We start from the raw sequence: 15,055 nt of genomic DNA, 5'->3' as shown, positions 1-15,055 counted from the left end.
CGCAAGGCCGGTGCGGGCCGGTTCAAGGCCGATGGGTTCCGTGAATGTCCGTTCTTCGCACCGCGCGATGTTCGCGGCTGAGGATACGCTGATCACCTGATCGACAAGTGTGGCTCGATCAGGTCCAGATCGGGTTATGACCTGATCAACAGGTGTGCGGAGCACGGAAGTCGGGAAGAGCCGCAGGAGCGAGTGTGCGGCGATGGGGGCGGCAACGGTGGCGGACGGATTCGATTTCACTCCCGGGGCACAGGTGCCGCTGACAGGCGCCGCGGGCCAGACCGCGGCGACGTACGCCCTGGCGTCCGCGGCCTACCGGGACAACGAGATCGCGGAGATCCTCAAGGCCAACAACGATTGGCACAAGTCCACGGTCAAGCCGGGCCGCAAGTGGGCGACCATCTTCCGACCCAATCTCGGAGAGGCGTTCTCCCTCGCGGTGCGGGACCGGATGGTCGGCGCGGGCCGCAAGCCACTCATCCAGTCCTTCGGCATGGAGCCACAGGTCGTCGTCGAGCACTGCCTCGCGGCGAACAACATCCGCAGGGAGCGCGACAACTGGCTCTCGGCCGTGATGGTCCTGTGCGGTGTGCTCTTCCTGCCCGGGCTTCTCCTGTGGCTGCTGGTCTTCCAGATCCGCACGACGGTCGCCAAGCGTGACGACAAGCGGGCCGGAGCCCTCGGCACCACGCTGCTGGTCGCCGTGGGCGCACTCGCCGTGATCTTCCTGCTCAGGATGCCGTTCGACGGTTTCTGGGCCTGGTACGCGCGTGCGTGCGTCGTGCTGCCCGTGGTCGGCTGGTTCTGGGCCAAGCAGATCTGCGAGCGCACCGCCGCGGATCTGCGGGACCGCTGGGCCGGCCTGCTGGCCGGCGGCGGCATCGGTGCCAAGATCCCCGAGGCCGTGCCCGGCAGCCCCGGCGAGACCAAGGCCGAGCAGCTGCGCAAGGAGCTGGCCAGGCTCAGCGCCGAGCAGCGCTCCAACCTCGTCTTCTACGCCGGGCCCAAGGGCATCCTCGGCATGGGCACCCGCTGGGGCAGCTGGCAGCTCGCCGAGGACCTGGTACCGGCCGACGCCGGCAAGGAGATCCACCCGTTCCGCAGCTGGGACGTCATACGCGCCATCCACGACCAGCTGCGCATGCTGGAGCGCACACCCCTCAACACCGGTGGTTTCACGGCACCTTCCATCAAGCACTGGATCGTCAGCCCCATCGGCGAGGGCGCCGCCGCCGTGGCCCGGCCCGACAGCACCGACGTGGACGCGTACCAGTACAAGACCCACGCCATACAGGAGATCTGCAACAAGCAGCACTTCGGCAGCGGCAACCGGCACTACCTGGGCGTCCAGTGGACGCTCTGGGACGGCCAGTTGATCATCACCATGCTGGTCACGGTCACCGTCCTGCACCAGACGCTCCGCATCGAGGTCACCGGACACGCCCTGGGCCCGGTGCACGGACTGTTCACGACCGGGCCGGCGGCCAAGGAGAAGGAAGTCCAGAAGTCGCTGCGGTTCTGGGAGACCCGCAAGGTCAAGCTCCCGCTCGTCGACGCCGACGAGGTCGTACGGCTCGCCGCGCGCGCCCCGCTGACCTGGTACCCGCCGCTGCTCAACTGGCTCGGCGGTTCCATGGGCCTGCCCGAGCCGTTCGGCCTGCGGCACGCCTGGGCCGACCAGCCGTGGCGCCACCGCTTCATGGCGGACGACGCGCTGCGCGCGGCCACGCCGGTGCTCCGCGTGGTCCACAACGCCGCGATCAAGGTGCTGCAGGAGAACGGCGTGGACACGGAGAAGTTCGGGTCGCGGTCGGCATTCCTCAGCACGGCGGTGCAGGACCCGACGCCGCGGAAGGCCGACCTCTACGACGCGTGAGCGCTGCGCTCGCCTTGGCCGGGGGGTGCGTGGGGTTTGGGGGCCGTTTTCCAGTGCGGGTGAGTGGGGCTTCTCGCGCAGTTCCCCGCGCCCCTGAAAAGCAGGGGCTGCGCCCCGTGCTTTTCGGCCCGCAGGACCGTCGTCTTCCAGGCCCGCAGTGCCTGGTCTTTCAGGGGCGCGGGGAACTGCGCGACCAGCCCCCACTCACCCGCACCCGAAAACGCTCCCCGCTGCCGGTTCAGCCGGCCGGCCAGGCGTCCGCGAGCATCTTCCTCGTGTCGGCCAGCAGCTGCGGCAGGATCCGCGTATGCCCGACCACCGGCATGAAGTTGGTGTCGCCGCCCCAGCGCGGCACGATGTGCTGGTGGAGGTGGGCCGCGATGCCCGCGCCGGCGACCGTGCCCTGGTTCATGCCGATGTTGAAGCCGTGGGCGCCGGAGGCGGTGCGCAGGGCGGTCATGGACTGCTTGGTCAGCTCGGCGAGCTCGGCGGTCTCCGGCCCCGTGAGGTCGGTGTAGTCGGCGACATGCCGGTAGGGCACGACCATGAGGTGGCCGCCGTTGTACGGGTAGAGGTTGAGCACGGCGTACACATGCTCCCCGCGCCTGATGACCAGGCCGTCCTCATCCGATTTGGCCGGGATCGAGCAGAACGGACAGCCGTCGTCGGCCCCGGGGCCGGTCGGCTTGTTCTCGCCCTGGATGTACGCCATCCGGTGGGGCGTCCACAGGCGCTGGAACGCGTCCTGCGTTCCCACTCCGATCTGCTGTTCCGGCTCACTCGTCATGCAGTGCAGCATATTGCTTCGCCCGTTCGCGGCGTGTCGCCGGGTGCCGGGGCGGGACGGCCGAGGCCAAGCTGAGGCGATGGACCACGACAGCCGCGCGCTCCGCTGGGAGCGGCGCACCGGACGCGTCCTCGCCGGGGCGTCGGCCCTCTTCCTCGCCTCGTACGCGGTACGGGTGCTGGCCCACGGCCTGCCCCAGGGCTGGCGCGGCCTCTGTCTCGCGGTGACCCTGCTGACCTGGGCGGTTTTCGCCCTCGACTACGCGGTGCGCTGGCGGCTGAGCGGTCTCGGCCCGAGGTTCGTGCGCGTCCACTGGCTGGACACGCTCGTGCTCGTCCTGCCGCTGCTGCGTCCGCTGCGCGTCGTACAGATCCACGACGCCGTACAGCGTCGCCGGGACCAGCCCCGGCTCGCGCTGCACGCGCGCGTGGCCGTCTACGCGGGCCTGTCGACGGCCCTGCTCGGCTTCACCGGTGCCCTCGCCGTCTACCAGCAGGAACACACGGCGCCGGACGCCACGATCCTGACCTTCGGGGACGCCGTGTGGTGGACCTGCGCCACGCTCGCCACGGTGGGGTACGGGGATGTCACCCCCGTGACACCGCTGGGCCGGTCGATCGCCGTGTTCATGATGGCATGCGGTCTCGCCCTGCTCGGAGCGGTGACCGGGTCGTTCTCGTCGTGGCTGCTCAAGGTGTTCGCGCGGGACGACGAACGTAGGCCCCCGGGGGGCTGAACCCCCGAGGGCCTGCGGCTCGCCTGTGCGGCCGGCTCAGATCTGGACGCGGTCCTTCACGACCTGCGCGATCTTCGCGATGGCCTCCTCGACGGGGATGCCGTTCTCCTGGGAGCCGTCGCGGTAGCGGAAGGAGACGGCGCCTGCCGCCATGTCCTCGTCGCCGGCGATGACCATGAAGGGCACCTTCGCCTTCTGGGCGTTGCGGATCTTCTTCTGCATGCGGTCGGAGGAGGCGTCGACGTCGACGCGCAGGCCTGCGGCCTTGGCCTTCTTGGCGAACTCCGCCAGGTAGGGCACGTGGGCGTCGCCGATCGGGATGCCGAGCGCCTGCACCGGTGCAAGCCAGGCCGGGAACGCGCCCGCGTAATGCTCCAGGAGCACGGCGAAGAAGCGCTCGATCGAGCCGAACAGCGCACGGTGGATCATGACCGGCTGCTGCTTGGAGCCGTCCGCCGCGGTGTACTCCAGCTGGAACCGCTTGGGCTGCTGGAAGTCGACCTGGATGGTGGACATCTGCCAGGAGCGGCCGATCGCGTCCTTGGCCTGGACGGAGATCTTCGGGCCGTAGTAGGCGGCGCCGCCCGGGTCGGGCACGAGGGGCAGGCCCTGCTTCTCGGCGGCCTGGCGGAGCGCCTCGGTCGCCTCCTCCCACTCGGCGTCCTCACCGATGAACTTCGGGGAGTCGTCGCGGGTGGACAGCTCCAGCTCGAAGTCGCTCAGGCCGTAGTCGCGCAACAGGTCCAGGACGAAGGTGAGCAGGGAGTCCAGCTCGCCCGCCATCTGCTCCTTGGTGCAGTAGATGTGCGAGTCGTCCTGGGTGAAGCCGCGCGCGCGGGTCAGACCGTGCACGACTCCGGACTTCTCGTATCGATAGACCGTGCCGAACTCGAAGAGTCGCAAGGGCAGTTCACGGTACGAACGGCCGCGCGCCTTGAAGATCAGGTTGTGCATGGGGCAGTTCATCGCCTTGAGGCGGTAGTTCTGCCCGTCGAACTCCAGGGGCGGGAACATGCCGTCCGAGTAGTTCGGCAAGTGCCCCGAGGTCACGAAGAGGTTTTCCTTCGCGATGTGCGGGGTGTTCACGAACTCGTAGTTCGCGTCCTCGTGCTTCTGCCGGGAGTAGGTCTCCATCTCCCGGCGCACGATGCCGCCCTTGGGGTGGAACACCGCGAGACCGGAGCCCAGCTCCTCCGGGATGGAGAACAGATCCAGCTCGGCGCCGAGCTTGCGGTGGTCCCGCTTCTCGGCCTCGACGAGGAAGTCGAGGTATGCCTTCAGCTCGTCCCTCGACGGCCAGGCGGTGCCGTAGATGCGCTGGAGCTGCGGGTTCTTCTCGCTGCCACGCCAGTAGGCGGCGGCGGAGCGCATCAGCTTGAACGCCGGGATGTTCCGGGTGGTGGGCAGGTGGGGACCGCGGCAGAGGTCCTTCCAGCACAGCTCGCCGGTCTTGGCGTCGAGGTTGTCGTAGATGGTCAGCTCGCCGGCCCCGACCTCGGCGTCCGCGCCCTCGGCCGCGTTCGCGGCGTTGCCCTTGAGGCCGATCAGCTCCAGCTTGTACGGCTCGTCGGCCAGCTCGACGCGCGCGTCCTCGTCGTTGGTGACCCGACGGGAGAAACGCTGTCCCCTCTTCTGGATCTCCTGCATCTTCTTCTCGATGCGCTTGAGGTCCTCGGGGGTGAACGGCTCGGCCACGTCGAAGTCGTAGTAGAACCCGTCCCGGACCGGCGGGCCGATGCCCAGCTTCGCCTCGGGGAACAGTTCCTGCACGGCCTGGGCCATGACGTGCGCGGTGGAGTGGCGCAGGATGTTGAGGCCGTCCTCGGAGGAGATCTCGACGCCCTCGACGGTCTCGCCGTCCTTCACCTCGTACGCGAGGTCCTTCAGCTCACCGGCCACGCGGGCCGCGACGATGGTCCGCTCGCCGGCGAAGAGGTCGGCGGCCGTAGTGCCCGTCGTCACCACGCGCTCTTCCCGCTCGGAATCGCGTTGGATGATCACACGGACGTCTGACACCGGACTCTCCTGCCTGATGGTGAACGCGCACGCGTCCGCGTACGCAGACAGGAATCGTACCGAGCCGTGGGGGCGCTCCGCGAAACGGTTACGGCTCCCCCGGTACGGCCCCGGGGTCACTCCTCTCCGCGCGCCTCCTCGAAGAAGTCCAGGTTCTCCTGGAGGGACTTCATCAGCCGGTCCCGCTCGGCCTCGTCGACCTGCACGGGTGCGAGGCCGCCGGCGTTGGTGAGCCGGCGGAACCCGCCCCGGCTCTCCAGCCTCCCGTGCACCCGGACCGGCAGTCCGACGAGATGGGCGTGCCCCGCTATCCGGTACGACTCCTCGTCCAGGGTCATCCGGACGTGCGGCACCTCGGCCCCGGCGATGACCCGCAGCCGCACCGTGCCCTCGCCGCGCGCGGCCGACCGGCGCATCCGTACCACGGCCCCCGTGATCCGCACCGGCATGGGCGGTTCCTCGCGCAGATAGCGGGCCCCGGCCTCGCGCAGCACGGGCAGGTCGCCAGGGGAGAACTCGACGGGCTCGGCCGGTGTCGCCCCGCCCTCGGGGACGCCGGCGGCGGGCGCCCAGTCGACGGCGATCCGGGCACCCTCGGTGCCGCGGACGAGGGCGACGAGGGCCTCGGTCAGCTCATGGCTCACCCCGGCCTCGACGGCGCCGTCGAAGGCGTCCATGCCGCCGGTGGCGCGCTGGTAGTCGATGGCCTCACGGGCGGCGTACAGGGCCTGGTGGAGGCGCAGGGCGAGAGGGCGGCCGGGGACGACGGGGACGAAGGCGGTGAGGCGGCGTCCGCCGGGGGCGGCTCCGACGAGGACGCCGTCGAGGGAGGCCGCGGCGGGCCGGCGGTGCCGGGCGCCGTAGTACCCGGCACGCGCGCGGGTGGCCAGGGCCGCGGCGAGGAGCATCTGGCGGGCGGCGGAGCGCAGTTGGTCCTCGACGGCCCAGGAGGCGGTGCCCAGGGGGCCGGTCGGCACGTCCCGCCACCAGTGGATCTCGTCGCTGGGCACGGTGAGCGCGACCAGCACGTCACGCGCGGCGGGCGAGCCGCTGCGGGACAGGGCCGTGAGGGCTTCGCCGAGCAGGTCGTCGCTGTCGGGGAAGGCCCGGTTCTCGGGGACGAGCAGGCTCATGCCCCGGCCTGCCGGTCCCGGTGGGGTCCAGCGGCCGTACCGTCCGGCGGCTCCGCCGCGCCGCTGCCAGCCGTGCCTGCGCAGGAGGGCGCCGAGGACGGCGGGGTCGACCTGGGCGGGGTCGGGCGGCTGGGTCCAGGTGGGCTCGACGGGGTGGGGCCGTACGGGACGTACGGGCTGGTTGATGGGACGGCGTACGGACACGCTCTCGGCGTGCGGGCGTGGGCCGGGCACGTCGTCGATGGGGCCGTGGGTCACGGTCTGCCTCCCGTTCCGACCCGCGTCATGATCTCGCAGAGCGCTCGGTCGTCGAAGATGCGCGAGGTCGGTATGCGCACGGTGGTGCGGCGCCGGCCGGTGATCGGGTGTCCGGCGAGGTTGATCCAGTAGCAGCAGTGCCGCAGCTCGAGCCGGTCGTGGCCGGCCCGCAGCCACTGCTCCCGCGATCGGGGGACGATCATCACCACGAGGATCTTGTGCACCGAGACGGGGGTGCGGGCGAGCTTCGCCAGGTGCTCGTTGTCGAGGGTGAAGGAGAAGGTGCGGCCCGGCGGGTGGGGTGCGAGCTGGTAGGTGGCCTTGAGCTGCACCTTGATGGTGACCTCGTCGTCGACGGTGTGTCCGGGCGAGCCGTGGCTGACGTGCCAGTCGATGCCGTTGTCCGGAAAGGGCTGGGACAGGGAGCAGCCCGCCGCCGCGGCCACCGCGTGCAGATAGCCCACCTGCAGGGTTTCCATGCAGGCGGTGGTGGCGAGGGAGCCGCGATGCGTTGCCGCCGCGTGCTCGGGCAGCAGCCCGCCCCGCTCGGGCTGCGCTATGGCCATGACCAACAGCCTTCCCCTACAGGTGTTTCCCCGTGCCGGGCCTCTGAACTGCGCAGACCCCTACTTCTGTTGTCTCCTTCCGGCGTACGGCGCAAACAGCCCGGGTATCACCAAACGGGCAGAAGACGGGACGTCAGCTGCCGTGGGTGAACGAGGAGTTGTGTACGCATGACGTGTTGGTACGAGGGGCCCTTGGCGGCGTTCGACACGGAGACCACGGGTGTGGACGTCGAGACCGACCGGATCGTGTCGGCCGCCGTCGTCGTCCAGGACGCGCCCGGCACCCGACCCCGGGTGACGCGGTGGCTGGTGAACCCGGGCGTGCCCGTGCCCGCCGCGGCGACGGCGGTGCACGGGCTGACGGACGAACAACTGCAGCGCGACGGTCGCTGGCCGTCGCCGGTGATGGAGGAGATAGCCAGGGCGCTGGCCGAGCAGGCGGTGCGCGGCCGTCCGCTGGTGGTGATGAACGCGCCGTTCGATCTGACCCTGCTGGACCGCGAGTTGCGGCGGCATCGCGCGTCGTCGCTGGACCACTGGTTCGAGACCACGCCGTTGCGTGTCCTCGATCCGCGGGTCCTGGACAAGCATCTGGACCGCTACCGCAAGGGCCGTCGCACGCTCACCGATCTGTGCGCGCACTACGAGGTCGTCCTGGACGGCGCGCACGACGCGGCGGCCGACGCGCAGGCCGCGATGGACGTCGTACGGGCGGTGGGGCGTCGTTTCGCGACCCGGCTGGCCCGGCTCTCGCCGGCCGAACTGCACACTCTGCAGGCCGTGTGGCACGCGGCTCAGGCGCGCGGCCTGCAGGCGTGGTTCGCGCGCAGCGGCACGGAGGAGGCGGTGGACCCGGCGTGGCCGCTGCGTCCGGATCTGCCGGCGGCGGCATGAAAAAAGCCGGTCCGCGTGTGCGGACCGGCTTTACCCGGTGGGCGATACTGGGTTCGAACCAGTGACCTCTTCGGTGTGAACGAAGCGCTCTCCCACTGAGCTAATCGCCCGGGAACGCAGTGAACAATACAGGTCCCGACGGGTCTGGTTCAAACCGCTTGCCCGGTCACCGTCGGTGGGCCGTGGAGTCACCGTCCAGGTACGCGAGGAGTCCCCGCCTGCCCGCGCGCATCATCAGCGTGTGGTTGGCGCGGAACACGGCCCGCCCCGGTACGGCGAGCCGGCGCAGCAGGGGCTTGGTGACATCGACTTCCTGGTCGTAGCGGGCGAGGGTGCCGAAGCCGTCGGCGGTGAGCGTCCAGCGGGCCCAGCCGTCCATGTCACCGCTCATCTCGATCTCCAGGGTTCCGGCGGCAGGGTCGCGCCGTACCTCGCGGGCGGTGAAGGCGAGGTCGTACGGGAGGACGGAGCGGATCCTGATGGTGCCGGTGGTGTCGTCGATCCTGGTCACCTCGCGGACCTGAGGCCACCAGTTCGGGTAGTCGTCGGCCCGCTGGAGCACGTCGAACACGGTGGTGGGTGACGCGGGCAGGTTCCAGAGGGTGCGGAAGCGGTAGTGGCACCAGTCCATGGTCGGATTCTGCCCGCACAGGGGGTGTCCGTGCGGGATCTGAGTACGCCCTGAGTACCCGCGCTCATGTCGCACGTCGTGACGCGGACCACACTCCGGTTCATGACGCACTTTCCGTCCCCGGTCGAGGAGTTGCGGGTCCTCGACTCCGAGCTGCGGCAACTCGACGCCCGTCGCGCCTTCCTGCTGGCCCGGCGCGCCTGGCTGGTCAACGCCCTGCATACGCCGGCTTCCGTGCCCACCGCTCCGCCCGTGCGGCGTCCCGAGGCGAGTGCGCCCAGCGTCCAGAACGTGCTGCTGATCCTCGGCGGCGTCCTGCTGACGGTCGCGGCGATCGCGTTCACGCTGGTCAGCTGGGGAAACCTGGGAATCGCGGGCCGCGCCCTGGTCCTCGGGGCGGTCACCCTGGCCGCGCTCGGCGCCCCCGTTCCGCTCCTCCGCCACGGCCTGCGCTCGACCGCCGAGGCGGTGGCCGCTCTCGGCCTCGCCCTGACGGTCCTCGACGGGTACGCCCTGCACGAGGTCGCGTTCGCCGGGGCGGACGGCACGGGATACGCGGCGGTCGCGGCGGCGGTGCTGGCCGCGGTGTGGGCGGCGTACGGCCTGGGTGTCGGCGCGCTGACGCCCAGGACTGCGGACACCGGCTCGCCGATCCCGCGGCACGCCCTCGGCCTGCCGCTCCCCCTCGCCCTGGTCGTCGCTCAACTCCCCCTCGTGCTCGGGTCGTTCGCGCTGGACGCGGGCGTGGAGACGGTCACGGCCGTGCTGCTGGTGACAGCGGCGGCCGACACCGCGATCGCGCTCCGGGTCGCCCACAAGCCGGTACGGATCGTCGCCGTGGTGGTGGCGTTCGGCTGGGGTGCCTGGGGTGTACTGGCGGCCGGGTGGCTCTCGTGGGCCGCCTCCGGCCCGGGCGCCGCCGCCCGTGCGGCGGCGCTCCTCGCCCTCGCCGCCGCGGTCGCCCTGACGACCGCGTGGTTCGCGCCGAAGCCGGCCCTGGCCCTCGGCACCGCGCTCACCGCCGGCCTCCTCGTGGTGGCGGGTCTCGGCGGCATCGCGCGGTCGTTCCTGCCCGGGGTGTGGACGGTCCCGGCTCATCTCCTCTGCGGGATCGCCCTCTTGGCAGCCGTACGGATCCAGGCCCCCGAACCGGTGCGCCGAGGCCTCGCCCACGCCTCCGCGCTCGTCCAGGCCCTCGCCCTGGCCACGGCCGTGCCCGCACTGCTCATCACCCTGCTGGGCCCGGTCGGCCGACTCGACCGCATCTGGTCCGGCGCGCCCGGGGACGCCCGCGCTGCGGTGACGGTCGACGCGTCGTGGCCCCCGAACACGGAGACGGTGCCCCTGGTCCTCGCCGTCGTCGCCGGGGTGCTGGCCCTGGCGGCGCGGACCGTGCCGTGGCGAACCCACGCCCTTGTGGGTGCCCTCGTCCTCGCCTGGGCCACGGTGCTGCTCATCCCGGCGATTGCCGAACTGCCGTACACGGCCGGGCTGGTGGTTCAGGGACTTGTGGTCGTCGCCACCCTGGGGTTCGCCGGACTCGTGCGGTCCGCCGAATCCCAGCGCCTCCCGTCGCCGCTCCCCCTGACCGCCGTCCTCCTGTCCCTCGTCACCTCCCTGAGCCTCGCGTTCTCCTCCCTCGCCACCGAGCAGGCCACCCTCGCCGTCCTCGCCACCTCGGCCGTCCTGTTCGGCGCGGCGGCTTGGCGCACCGGCGCCGGCCCGCTCACCGCGCCCGCCTCGCTCGTGTACGCCACCGCTCTGACCTGCGCGATCGGCGCCTCGGCCGGCTGGGACCCACAGCACACGGCCCTGCTGGTCCTCACCGTCCCGGCCATCGCGGCCCTGGTCGCGGCCCGTCTCGGTGACTCGCCCATGACGATCCCGGTGGAGACGACCGGCGCCGCGGCGGGCCTGTTGGCCATCGGCCTCTCCGCCACGCACCCGCCCCTGCTGGCCCTGACCCTCGCGCTCTGCGGAGTCGTCGCCGCGGGCACGGCCGTACGACCGGACCGGCGTCAGGTCGGCTACGCGGCCGCCGCACTCTTCGTGCTGGCCTCCTGGGTGCGGCTGGCGGTCTGGGAGGTCGGTTCCCCAGAGGCGTACACCCTGCCGGTGACCGTCCCGGCCCTGGTCGTCGGCCACCTGCGCCGGCGCCGCGACCTGACGGCCTCCTCGTGGACGGCGTACGGCCCGGGACTCGCCATCACTCTCGTCCCGAGCCTTGTCGCCGCCTGGAGCGACGCCCACTGGCTCCGTCCGCTGCTGTTGGGTGCCGTCGCCCTGGCGGTCGCCCTGCTGGGCGCCCGCCACCGCCTCCAGGCCCCGCTCCTCCTCGGCGGCGCCACCCTCACGCTGGTCGCCCTGCACGAACTGGCCCCGTATATCGCCCAGGTCGTGGACGCCCTCCCCCGTTGGGTACCGCCCGCACTCGCCGGTCTCGCCCTCCTCGCGGCGGGCGCCACCTACGAACAACGCCTGCGCGACGCCCGCCGCATGCGGGACATACTCGGAAAGCTCAGCTGAAGCGCCCCTCCAGGGGCGCGGGGAACCGCGCGACCAGCCACACGATCATGCGGTTCCCCACCGACCCCAGGCACCCCGGAGCCCCCCGGCGCCCCCCGGCGCCCCGAGCGGAGCGTCACGGCATCTTGTCGCCCACCAGAGCCAGGTTCTGGATGGCCGCCAGGCCGTACAGCGCCGTCGCGTTCGTGGACACCCACGCCGCCTCGCTGCCCGGCACCAGCGCCGTCGGTCCCTCGATCTTCTTCGTGGACCAGTCGGTCGACTCCTTGTAGTCCCAGGTGTCGGCGCTGTTGTAGAACTGCCGCCACGCCCGGGCCGCCAGCTTGTCGTCGCCCAGCTGGACCGCCGCGTACGCGTCCTGCCGCGAGTGGCCCTGGAAGAGCAGCAGGGTCCCGAAGTGGGAGCCGTAGCGGGCGGTCTGCTCGGCCCTCGTGGCGTTGAAGTAGCGGCAGTAGTCCAGCCACGCCTCCTTGAACTTGGGCATGTCGATCTGGTCGAGGAGTTCCGCGCACATCTCGACCAGACCGAACATGGCCGACAGGTGCGAGACCCCGACCACGGGCTTGTCCGCGACGGCGAACTTCCCGGTGTCCAGGTCGTACAGCCCGTTGCCCTGGACGAATCCGTTGGGCTGGGCCGCGATCGTCTCCATCGTCGACAGGACGCGCGCCTTGGCCTTCTCCCACTTGGGCCCGCGCCGCTCCCACTCGGTCAGCCACGCCGACACCAGGCCGGACCAGTCGGTGCCGAAGCCGATCGACAGCGCGTTGCGGTCGGGGGTGTACGGCTCGGTGCGGATCTTGCGGATGGGGTCGAGGACGAGGAACGTCTCGTCGGAGTCGACGTTGGCGTGCATCAGGTCGCCGACGCGCTCGTCGGCGGTGAGGAAGTAGTAGTAGCGCCGGTAGGTGGTGTTGGCGATCCGCTGCTGCTTGGCGCTGTCGGCGTAGTGCTGCACGCCGTGGCGGGTGCCGAGGCCCGCCCATTTGCCGAGGTGGTAGACGTCGACCTCACCGGTGTGGCGGGTCATGGCCTCGGCGAAGCGGAAGATGTCCGCGCGCCCGGAGCGCATGTACGCGAACCACAGCCACAGGTCGGGCGAGAGCTCGGAGTTGTCCCAGGCGTAGCCGCCGACGTCGTAGCACCACTGGTGGCGGCTGGGGTCGTAGCTGTGCATGATGTCGCCGTAGTCCCAGAAGCCGTACCACCGCCGCATCTCCACCTGGTCCTTGTAGTAGGTGAAGAGGAAGTCGAGGTGGTCCTCGATCTTCGCCTTGGCGGCGGTGGAGCGGTCCGGCTCGGCGAACAGCTTGCCGAAGACCCCGGCCTTGATCAGCTGCTTGGGCGGGGCGGCGAGCTGCGGAGGCGTGCGGACCGCCTCGACCTGCTTGGCCATGTCCTCGGCGCTGGGCGTGGACTCGTGGGCCCAGAAGAGGAGTTCGCTGGTGCGGGCGATGCCGTAGGGGGTGCCGAACCCGGGCTCGTAGTCCTCGTAGGTGATGTTGAGGCCTTCGAGCTGCTCGGGGTAGGTGTCCTGGCCCATGCCGTCGTGGTAGAAGCGCAGGTCCATGGGCTGCGCCTCGGGTGACCAGAGCCAGAGGGTGACCTCGGCGGTGTCGGTCTGGGCGTCGCGGATGTCGAGCTGGGCGGGGAACTTCTCCCAGAAGTCCCGCAGACCGAAGGCGAACCCGCCGGACGCGCCGCCGACGTATCCGAAGCCGCTGGCCCGCCGACCGCCGCCGGCCGGGATCCAGCCGTGGCCCTTCTTGGTGCGCTTGCGGACACCGAAGCCGTCGGCGGACAGCTGCGAGAGCGTGTAGTCGCCCCACTCGGGGATGTACTGGAGGCGGGTGGTGACCCGCTGGTCCCAGGTGGACGGGTCGGGCAGCTTCTTGCCCTCGAACTGGGCCGTACGAACGGCCGCGCCCGGGTCGCGCCGCAGCCCGGTGACGCCCTTGACCGCCTCACGCAGCAGACCGGTGCCCTCGCCTCCGATGCGGATGTGGCGGTCGTAGGCGGCGTCGCGCATCGGCACCTTGAAGCGCACGCCGATGCCGCGGACGAAGTCGCCGCTGGCCTTTCCGGGCTCCTGGGTGCCGTCGAAGGTGATGGTGTGCACCATGCGGAACGATTCGGCGCCCGCGTAGAAGTAGAGGCGGATCGAGAAGGGCAGCCAGCTCCGGCTGCCCTTGCGGTGCTTGCCGTCGATGCGGATCACGGCACGGACCGGGCCCTCCTGCTCGACCTCGACCTCACCGATGACGCTCTCGAAGCGCTCGTACTTCTCCGTGCCCTGGTCGCCGTCCTCGATCTCGGGCTGGCGCAGCAGCACCAGACGGCCGGTGTGGGCGATCTCGGTGGAGCCGCGCAGGACGGACTTCACGAGGGTGGAACCGCTCTTGCCGATCTTGGCGGTGATGACACCGGTCGCCACGTCGATGGTGCCGCCGCTTTTGTCGACGGTGACCTTCTTCTCCGGCGCGGCGGGGGTGCCGCCGGCGAGGGTGAGCTTGCCGGAACCGGCGCCCGCGCCCACCGCGTGCGCGGTCCACTTCACGGAGCCGTCGGGCCAGTAGCCGATGGGCCAGGACTGGACGGGGATGTCCTTGCCGGCCGCGTCCGTCAAAGAGAACGACTGTTCCTTCCCGTAGGCGCCCTTGGGCCACGGCACACCCACGGTGGACCCGGGGGCGGCGCCGAGTCCGCCGTCCTCCAGCCAGTCCAGGGTCACCGGGTCCGCATCGGTCGCCTCGGCTCTGGGCGCGGCCTGAGCGTTCGTACTCCCTAGCGCCCAGCTGAACTGCGCGGCGGCTCCGGCGACGGCGGCCGCCTTGAGAAGGGACCTGCGGTCGATGGGGGACATGGCCTTTCCTTTCCGTACGGGAGGTCTTGCGTGCGGGAGGTCTTGCGTGCGGGAAGCGTGCGTGCAGCGGATGGTCAGGGGCATGACAGAGGAAGGCACGACGCCTCGGGCGCCGACCTGGGCGCGGAACGCCGCCGCTTCAATCAGCGGCGGCGCCTGTACCGCTCCTCCACGGCGACGGCCGCGGCCGCGACGGCCCCGAGGACAGGGACCGCCAACGGCGCGACGAACCAGGCGGAACAGGCCACCACGGCCAGTCCGCCGACGAGCAGGAAGGATCCGGCGGGATCGAGTACGGTCCGCCGCCCGGCCCCACCGAGCAAGGTCCGCCAGGTGATGCCGGGCCGCCAGACCGCCGCCGCGCGCAGTCCGGCGACGGCGGCGCCGATCAGCGCGAGGACCCCGACGGCCCCGACCAGCGGCCCGCCCGGAATCCCGGCGCGTACGGCCTGGACGTCCACCCATACGGCCGCGAGCGCCGCCCACCCGGCGAGCCCGACGAGCCAGCCGCCTCGCACCGCCGTCCGGAAGTCGGCCACGAACTCCCGCCACCCGCCGCCCTCATGGGCCGTACGGCGGCGCAGATGCCGGGAGCCCGCGGCGAACGCGGCCGGGTACGTCACCAGCGGCAGCGAGGCCAGCGCGATCCACACCCCGGTGAGCAGACACTCGGCGAACAGCGCGAACCGCTCGGCGAGCAGGGACTCCTCACGGGGAGCGGCGGACTTCACACGGACGCGGGTACGGGCACGGGCCAGGGCCATGGTCA

11 protein-coding genes and 1 tRNA gene are annotated in these 15,055 nt (G+C 71.3%); 4 read left to right on the top strand and 8 right to left on the bottom strand.

Going from position 1 to position 15,055, the window contains the following annotated elements:
* The first annotated feature begins 202 nt into the window (after positions 1 to 202).
* Positions 203 to 1,876, top strand: a complete 1,674-nt coding sequence (locus ACWD26_RS34615) for a hypothetical protein (protein ID WP_451276026.1) — start codon at positions 203 to 205, stop codon at positions 1,874 to 1,876.
* 238 nt (positions 1,877 to 2,114) lie between these two features.
* On the opposite strand, the gene ACWD26_RS34610 is transcribed toward ACWD26_RS34615, so the two are convergent.
* Entirely contained in the window at positions 2,115 to 2,675 is a 561-nt protein-coding gene (locus tag ACWD26_RS34610; RefSeq protein ID WP_451276024.1) for an HIT family protein, read from the bottom strand.
* A gap of 67 nt (positions 2,676 to 2,742) precedes the next feature.
* On the opposite strand from ACWD26_RS34610, the gene ACWD26_RS34605 reads away from it, so the two are divergent.
* Positions 2,743 to 3,399: a potassium channel family protein gene (locus ACWD26_RS34605; RefSeq protein ID WP_451276022.1), complete on the top strand. Its 657-nt coding sequence runs from the start codon at positions 2,743 to 2,745 to the stop codon at positions 3,397 to 3,399.
* 36 nt (positions 3,400 to 3,435) lie between these two features.
* Here ACWD26_RS34605 and thrS read toward each other — a convergent pair whose 3' ends face one another.
* The 3 genes from thrS to ACWD26_RS34590 all read right to left on the bottom strand — a co-directional run bounded on the left by thrS (position 3,436) and on the right by ACWD26_RS34590 (position 7,372).
* Positions 3,436 to 5,415, bottom strand: a complete 1,980-nt coding sequence (gene thrS / locus ACWD26_RS34600) for a threonine--tRNA ligase (RefSeq protein WP_451276020.1) — start codon at positions 5,413 to 5,415, stop codon at positions 3,436 to 3,438.
* A 116-nt stretch (positions 5,416 to 5,531) separates the two neighbouring features.
* Positions 5,532 to 6,806 (bottom strand): hypothetical protein, encoded by a 1,275-nt coding sequence (locus ACWD26_RS34595; RefSeq protein ID WP_451276018.1) that lies wholly within the window; start codon positions 6,804 to 6,806, stop codon positions 5,532 to 5,534.
* Positions 6,803 to 7,372, bottom strand: a complete 570-nt coding sequence (locus ACWD26_RS34590) for a DUF4365 domain-containing protein (protein ID WP_451276016.1) — start codon at positions 7,370 to 7,372, stop codon at positions 6,803 to 6,805. Before ACWD26_RS34590 ends, ACWD26_RS34595 begins: the two co-directional genes overlap by 4 nt.
* A 168-nt stretch (positions 7,373 to 7,540) precedes the next feature.
* Here ACWD26_RS34590 and ACWD26_RS34585 point away from each other — a divergent pair, with 168 nt between their 5' ends.
* The gene (locus ACWD26_RS34585) at positions 7,541 to 8,266 is read left to right on the top strand and encodes an exonuclease domain-containing protein (RefSeq protein WP_451276014.1); all 726 of its coding nucleotides are present in this window, start codon (positions 7,541 to 7,543) and stop codon (positions 8,264 to 8,266) included.
* 38 nt (positions 8,267 to 8,304) lie between these two features.
* Here the strand turns inward: ACWD26_RS34585 and ACWD26_RS34580 are convergent.
* A tRNA-Val gene (locus ACWD26_RS34580) sits at positions 8,305 to 8,376 on the bottom strand.
* Between the two features lie 56 nt (positions 8,377 to 8,432).
* On the bottom strand, positions 8,433 to 8,897 hold the full coding sequence (locus ACWD26_RS34575; RefSeq protein ID WP_451276012.1) for an SRPBCC family protein: 465 nt from the start codon (positions 8,895 to 8,897) through the stop codon (positions 8,433 to 8,435).
* A 102-nt stretch (positions 8,898 to 8,999) separates the two neighbouring features.
* On the opposite strand from ACWD26_RS34575, the gene ACWD26_RS34570 reads away from it, so the two are divergent.
* A complete protein-coding gene (locus ACWD26_RS34570; protein WP_451276010.1) occupies positions 9,000 to 11,423 on the top strand; it encodes an SCO7613 C-terminal domain-containing membrane protein in 2,424 nt (807 codons plus the stop codon).
* A 115-nt stretch (positions 11,424 to 11,538) separates the two neighbouring features.
* Here the strand turns inward: ACWD26_RS34570 and ACWD26_RS34565 are convergent, their stop codons facing one another.
* Together ACWD26_RS34565 and ACWD26_RS34560 are read right to left on the bottom strand one after the other, a co-directional pair.
* Positions 11,539 to 14,286: an exo-rhamnogalacturonan lyase family protein gene (locus tag ACWD26_RS34565; RefSeq protein ID WP_451276008.1), complete on the bottom strand. Its 2,748-nt coding sequence runs from the start codon at positions 14,284 to 14,286 to the stop codon at positions 11,539 to 11,541.
* A 143-nt stretch (positions 14,287 to 14,429) separates the two neighbouring features.
* Entirely contained in the window at positions 14,430 to 15,050 is a 621-nt protein-coding gene (locus ACWD26_RS34560) for a hypothetical protein (RefSeq protein ID WP_451276006.1), read from the bottom strand.
* Between the last annotated feature and the right edge of the window lie 5 nt (positions 15,051 to 15,055).

Source organism: Streptomyces sp. NPDC002787 (genome assembly GCF_053592095.1).
The sequence above is the reverse complement of the archived record's forward strand: the minus strand, read 5'-3'. Positions and strand labels throughout refer to the sequence as shown.